Below are 4822 nucleotides of genomic sequence, written 5' to 3'. Positions count from 1 at the left end.
CGGGCAAGTTGCTGGCCGTCACCAACAACGGGCAAAGCACCCAGACGATCCAGTTGATCGATGCCGTGGGCGAGAAAACGGTGCACAGCGTCGAGATACCAAAATCCTTCTACGGGCTGAAATTCAGCGGCGACGGCAAGTTTCTCTACGCTTCCGGCGGCAACGACAATGTGATTTATCAGTATGCCGTGGCAAACAATAAGTTAGCCTTGCGCGACAGCCTGGTGTTGGGCAAAGCCTGGCCGGAAAAAATCTCGCCCGTGGGCCTGGAAATCGATGATCGGCGGAATCTCCTTTACGTGGTGACCAAGGAAAACAATTCGCTGTATGTGCTGGACCTGAAAACCAAAGGCATCCTGCACCATGAGCAACTGGGACACGAGGGCTACGCCTGCGTGTTGTCGCCTGACGCGAAAACGCTTTACATTTCGTACTGGGGCGGTAAGCAGGTCGGGATTTTCGACACAAATACCAGAAAGATAACCAGCACCATCAGTGTTGGCACCAATCCCAATGAGTTGATCCTGAATAAAAAAGGCGCGTTCCTGTTCGTGGCCAACGCCGGGGACAACAGCGTTTCGGTCATCGACACCCGGCAGAAAAAAGTGGTGGAAGTCCTCAACGCCGCCCTCTACCCCGATTCACCCTCGGGAACAGTGACGAACGGCCTGGCGCTTTCGACCGACGAAAAAACGCTCTACGTCGCCAATGCCGACAACAACTCGCTGGCCGTCTTCGACCTGAGCGAGCCGGGCGACAGCCGCTCGAAAGGCTTCATTCCGGTGGGCTGGTATCCTACCAGTGTCCGGGTTTCGGGCAAGCGGATATACGTGGCTAACGGCAAAGGATTCACCTCGTTCGCCAACCCGCTGGGGCCGCAGCCGGTCAGTCTTGAAGTGCGGTCGGAGTCGCACCTGGGTGAGCTACCTAAGGCCAATAACCGCTTACAGTACATCGGCAGCCTGATGCAGGGCAGCCTGAGCGTCATCGACACGCCGAACGCGGGTGAACTGGCGGTTTATTCCAAAAAAGTATATGCCAATACGCCCTACAAGAAAGAGCGCGAGCTGGTCACGGAGGGAGAGCAGGGAAACCCCATCCCGATGAAGGTGGGCGACCCGTCGCCGATCAAGTACGTTTTCTACATCATCAAAGAAAACCGCACTTACGACCAGGTGTTCGGCGATATGCCGGAGGGCAACGGCGACTCCACGCTCTGCCTTTTCGGCGAGCAGTACACGCCCAATCAGCACAAGCTGGCGCGGGAGTACGTGCTGATGGACAACTTCTACGTCGATGCAGAGGTGAGCGCCGACGGCCACAACTGGAGCCTGGGCGCCCACGCCAACGACTACCTCGAGAAAACCTGGCCCACGGGCTACGGCCGCCGGGGCGGCGTGACCGAAGGCATGGGACGCCGGGGCGTGGCCAACAACAAGGAGGGATACCTGTGGGATTTCTGTAAAAAGGCGGGCGTCAGCTACCGCAGCTACGGGGTGTTCGTGGACACCAACAGGGGCAACATCCCGGCCCTTGATGCTGGCCATGTTTGTTCCTACTTCGATACCTACTACAAGCAGAACGTCCGCGACACCACGCGCGTGAACCAGTGGAAGCGCGACTTCGACTCGCTGCTGGTGGCCGGGGCCGTGCCCGCCTTCAATTCTATTCGCCTGGGGGCCGACCACACGCAGGGGCTGGCGGTGGGCCGACCGACGCCCTACGCCTGCGTGGCCGACAACGACTTGGCCGTCGGGATGTTGGTGGAACACCTCAGCCGCAGTTCCATTTGGCCCCAGACCGCCATTTTCGTCGTGGAGGACGACGCCCAGAACGGGCCCGACCATGTGGACGCCCACCGATCCAACGTGCTGGTGGTGAGTCCTTACGTGAAGCGGAAGTCAATCGACCATACCATGTACTCCACCTCAGGGATGCTGCGCACGATGGAGCTGATTCTGGGCCTGCCGCCCATGACGCAGTACGACGCCGCCGCCACGCCGATGTACCGGAGTTTTACGGCCCAGCCGGACGCCACTCCTTACACTTTGGTTCCGGCTAATATCGACCTCGGAACCGTCAACCTCGCGCTTACGCCCAGCGCGAAGCGTTCGGAAAAGCTGGATTTCACGGACGTGGACCGCATCGATGACCGGATTTTCAACGAAATCCTGTGGAAGGGCTTAAAGGGCGAGGACTTCCAGGTACCCGCACCCCGGCGCAGCGCCTTCGTGCTGGCGGCGGAGGGGGACGATGACTGAGTAGCAATTAGAGTTGGGAGGAATCTTGTTGGTGCCGAGCCCCTTCGCTAAATTGAACGTTTATTTGTAACAAAAAACTAATAAGCATGTGCTACCACACGTCGCTCAATGTACCGCAGCCCGTCCTCGAAGCCCGCTACGGGGCAAAGGTTGAGGAAGGTAAGGCGTGGCAGCCCGTCATTCACGCCAATGCGTACGGCGTTCCGGCCTGGCCGCTCGTGACGGTTCAGCAGCCAAAAGTGCTTTCGCTGCTGGAATGGGGGTTGGTTCCCCACTGGACGAAGGCCGCGCCGGAAGCTAAAAAGCTGCGAACCATGACGATCAACTGCCGCTACGAGACGATGTTCGAAAAGCCCGCTTTCCGGTCGGCCGCCGGGCTGGGTCGGCGATGCCTGATCCCGGTGTCGGGCTTTTTCGAGTGGCATACCGAGGGCAAGGAGAAATACCCGTTCTACATTTATCCGAATGACGCAGGGGAAGGGGTTGTAAGCATCGCGGGACTTTGGGACGAATGGGCCGACCCCGAAACGGGCGAGGTGCGCACCACCTACACGATGCTTACCAGGCCCGCCAATAAACTGATGGCGCGAATTCACAACTCTAAGCAACGAATGCCCTGTCTGCTGACACCAGAACTGGAAGTGGCTTATCTGGAAGAATCGTTGAAAAAAGACGAACTGCTGGAGTTACTGGCGATGCCCTACGAATCAAGAAAGCTGGACGCACACACCATCAGCCGCCGCATAACGTCCCGGACTGAGCCGACGGATGTGCCGGAGGTTTTGGAGCCGCATGAGTACGCTGACATTGAAGGGTTTTGATTGACGGTTTCGAAGTCTCTGGCCTTAACTACTCAAAGGTACAATTTTCCCCACGGCTCTCGCAGACGGAGTTTCCATTCCATCCCTAAGGAGAGCATAAAAAAGCTTGGGGTAAATCGGCTATTTCCCTACTTTAGGGGAAAGCTTGTTTTCACCCCAAGCTTTTTTATGCTCTCGAGGACCTGCCTTAAATTAAAGATCCGCTTGTCAAGTTTGAATTCGGTTCCTGACCTTTATCCCCAGCCAAGTACCTCGTCTAGTATTTTGCTGTCTGATAAAAATCCCCTTGGATTACATTTCTATCAACCGGATGGCCACGCCACCGCTTGGGAGTACCGCAAATTCAAGTGACTGCTTGGCGGTTAGGCTAACTACTCGTTTTTTAATGCTATCGGCTCCATCGTCTTCATAAATTTCGGCCCTGTATTTCTTTCCCTTTGGCAGGAAATCAAAAATGACCGACACCTTCCGTGCCTTGTTGTTGGTCACTGTCCCCACGTACCATTCGCTGCCGCTTAGGCGAACAACCGTGATATGCTCACCAGGCAGACCAGCCGGAACGCGGGTTTCGTCCCAAACGGTAGGCATCGTTTTCCAAAGCTCTATTTCCTCACGATTATCATAATATTGGGGTTTGCCATACCAAAATAGGTACTGCCACGGACTGTAATTGACAATGGACAGGGCCAGTTGGTGGGCTTTGGTGTTCTTCAACTTCGGTTCGTTGAAGCAGTAGGTGTAGTCGGCGGCTCCGGCCAGGAAACGCGTGAAGGGAAGGGTGGTGTTGTGGGTGGCATCGGGAAACGCTTCGTTGCCTCGAACGCCTTCCTGCGTCATCAGATTGGGGTAGGTGCGGCTAAATCCGGTGGGCATATATTCATCGTGGATGTCCACCATAAGATGGTGCTTTGCGGCTTTCTTCACCGCTTCGTGCATCCAGGCCGTCCAGTAGTGTGAACCTGTGTGAACGAAGCCGAATTTTACGCCCGCCACCCCCCACTTTTCGTAGAGAGGAAAAATTGTGTCGATTTGGTTCTCGAGGGCCCGATGGTTCACATACAGTATTACGCCTATTCCCTTCGTTCTGGCGGCCTTGATTATTTTGGGCAGATCAAGATCGTTGACGGGATTTCGACGAGGATCCACACTGACCCGGCTGGCATCGAAAGCTTGTTCGTATTCGTGACCGTACCAACCCGCGTCGAAATGGATGTAATCCAGGTTTTGCTCTGCCGCAAAATCGATCAGTTCCATCGCCCCGACGGTCGAGAGGGTGATTTCCCGCATCACTTTGCCGGGTCTGATCCAATCCGTAGTTTCGATTTGATTCGGCGGATTGAGATTCAGGGTGAGGTAGTTATTTTCCAGCAGTTGGGTCGGCTTCTCGGCTATCATCACCACCCGCCACGGCGAGCCGAAAGGCGAAGTACCAACCACACCGCCAAATAATTCGCTTATCAATTCGCCATCTTCTGCCTTCAACCTAACACGTGGAAAATGCGTTTGTCCAGCGTGCAAAATACTGGCCCACAACCCGTTTTTCAGTTGTACGGTCAAAGGTAGTTCCGCCGAAAAGTCGAGTTCTTCGGGCGAAACAACCGAGTAGGAACCCTGCGCATGGCTGGTGGCATACAGCTTACTTTCGGGTGGAAGTCGGAAATGAGTTGCTTCCTGTCTGATGTCGATGGTTTGGGTCGTCAGGCTTTCGGGAAAAAAGTATCTGAAAGCGATGCCTTCATC

The 4822-nt window shown here is 55.6% G+C and carries 3 protein-coding genes; 2 read left to right on the top strand and 1 reads right to left on the bottom strand.

What is annotated here, in order from left to right; all coding sequences use genetic code 11:
- A partial coding sequence (locus tag ACEW8P_RS19060) for a bifunctional YncE family protein/alkaline phosphatase family protein (protein ID WP_373514665.1) occupies nucleotides 1-2261 on the top strand: 2261 nt, incomplete at its 5' end.
- Nucleotides 2262-2347: 86 nt separating this feature from the next.
- On the top strand, nucleotides 2348-3082 hold the full coding sequence (locus ACEW8P_RS19055; protein ID WP_373514664.1) for an SOS response-associated peptidase: 735 nt from the start codon (nucleotides 2348-2350) through the stop codon (nucleotides 3080-3082).
- A 291-nt stretch (nucleotides 3083-3373) separates the two neighbouring features.
- Here ACEW8P_RS19055 and ACEW8P_RS19050 read toward each other — a convergent pair.
- Nucleotides 3374-4822, bottom strand: a 1449-nt coding sequence (locus ACEW8P_RS19050) for a glycoside hydrolase family 97 catalytic domain-containing protein (RefSeq protein ID WP_373514663.1), incomplete at its 5' end; no start/stop codon positions are given.

Source organism: Persicitalea sp. (assembly GCF_041751555.1).
Taxonomy (GTDB): domain Bacteria; phylum Bacteroidota; class Bacteroidia; order Cytophagales; family Spirosomataceae; genus Persicitalea.
Note: the sequence above shows the minus strand (reverse complement) of the source record. Positions and strands in the feature narration are given on the sequence as shown.